Here is a 1,072-nt window from a genome sequence, read left to right as displayed (position 1 = left end):
GGTCCGCCGGGAGCGGGAGGCGACCTACATGGCCGAGAGCCGGGAGGCGTCCGGCGCCGGGCACCGGCACAACGACGACCTCGACGGCGGCGGCTACGACAAGGTCGCGCTGGCCCTGATGCGGGCGATCGCCGCCGACGAGCGCACGACCCTCGTGCTCAATGTTCGTAACCGCTCGGCCGTGCCAGGGCTGGACGCCGACGCCGTCGTCGAGGTGCCCTGCCTGGTGGGCCGGAACGGAGCACACCCGGTGGCCGCCGGCGCCATGGAGCCGGACGAGGCGGCGCTGATGTCCAGCGTCAAGGCCGCAGAACGGGCGGCCATCGACGCCGCCACCAGCGGCTCGCGGGCGGCCGCGGTGAAGGCATTGGGGATACATCCTCTGGTCGGCTCGGTGCGCACCGCCGAGCGGATCTTGGAGCGGGAGCTCGAGGCGCTGCCGGAGTTGCGCTCCGTCCTGACTGCCGACTGACGCCAGCGCCGCCGACTGACCCGCCGACTTCGATACCGCCAGCTTCGCTGGGAGGGCGTGTTGATCCCGGACGCGGGTCTCTCGGTATCGAAGTCGCGGTGAGCGGGACGCTGCTCATGCACGCCGATAGAGGATCGGCTGGGCCGAGATGCCGTTCGCGGCGAAGTTGGCCAGCACGAACCGCCGGAACGACGGCCGGAAGATCATGTTCGGAGCAACCACGCGCAGGCTGTCCCAGCGGCAGTGGTTGATGATGCCGTAGTCGCTGGACTCATCGTCGACCGGTCGCAGCACCCGTGAGTTGTCGAGGTGCGTCTTGACGTTCCACCAGCCGGCCGTGTATTCCCAGACTGGGATCAGCTCCCGCTCGTCCGCGGCGTAGAAGAAGTTGAACAGGAACACGCCTGGCCTGTCGAAGGCCACGTCCCCCATGTTCCGCGGGTTCTCGGCGGCGACTTCATAGGTGCGACGGGCAGCGCCGGCCACGCGAGCGGAGAGGCGCTGGTATCCGGGATCGTCTCGGAGCGCGCGGGCCGCCGCCGGGTCGACGGTCTCCACCAGGATGACAACGTCGTACCCGGCGGGAGCGAGGTGACCGGC

At 70.1% G+C, this 1,072-nt stretch carries 1 protein-coding gene and 1 pseudogene; one reads left to right on the top strand and one right to left on the bottom strand.

Annotated features, from left to right (window positions below; genetic code table 11):
- Positions 1-472: family 4 glycosyl hydrolase (locus tag ELR45_RS38275; protein ID WP_240759840.1), on the top strand; the 472-nt coding region annotated here is incomplete at its 5' end.
- Positions 473-586: 114 nt separating this feature from the next.
- Here the strand turns inward: ELR45_RS38275 and ELR45_RS17945 are convergent.
- Positions 587-1,072, bottom strand: a pseudogene (locus ELR45_RS17945) (hypothetical protein); the annotation flags it as partial.

Source organism: Phytoactinopolyspora endophytica, from assembly GCF_004138495.1.
Taxonomy (GTDB): domain Bacteria; phylum Actinomycetota; class Actinomycetes; order Jiangellales; family Jiangellaceae; genus Phytoactinopolyspora; species Phytoactinopolyspora endophytica.
Note: the sequence above shows the minus strand (reverse complement) of the source record. Positions and strands in the feature narration are given on the sequence as shown.